General features: G+C 57.1%; 1 protein-coding gene. It reads left to right on the forward strand.

Going from position 1 to position 273, the window contains the following annotated elements; all coding sequences use genetic code 11:
• Positions 1-28: 28 nt before the first annotated feature.
• Positions 29-273, forward strand: a 245-nt coding sequence (locus ABG80_RS22260) for a protein rep (RefSeq protein WP_268760912.1), incomplete at its 3' end; no start/stop codon positions are given.

Genomic DNA, 273 nt, shown 5'->3' on the forward strand with positions numbered 1-273 from the left:
GTTCCGGCACTACTTCACCATCGACGCTGTGAGGCTGCATGCGGCCAGCTTCTGCATGAAGCACCTGCTTTGCCCTCTGTGTGCCATTAGACGGGGCGCTAAGTCGATGAAAGCCTACTTGGATAGGTGGGAGGTCGTCCGAGCCGAGAAAACGGCTCTGAGGCCTTTTTTGGTGACTTTGACGGTGAAGAACGGTGATGACCTGGCTGAACGCTTTAAGCACCTTCATAGAGCCCAGCGCGAGCTATGGAAACGCCGGCAACGTGGTCGCGG

The organism is Aquabacterium parvum (genome assembly GCF_001447195.1).
GTDB lineage: Bacteria > Pseudomonadota > Gammaproteobacteria > Burkholderiales > Burkholderiaceae_C > Aquabacterium > Aquabacterium parvum.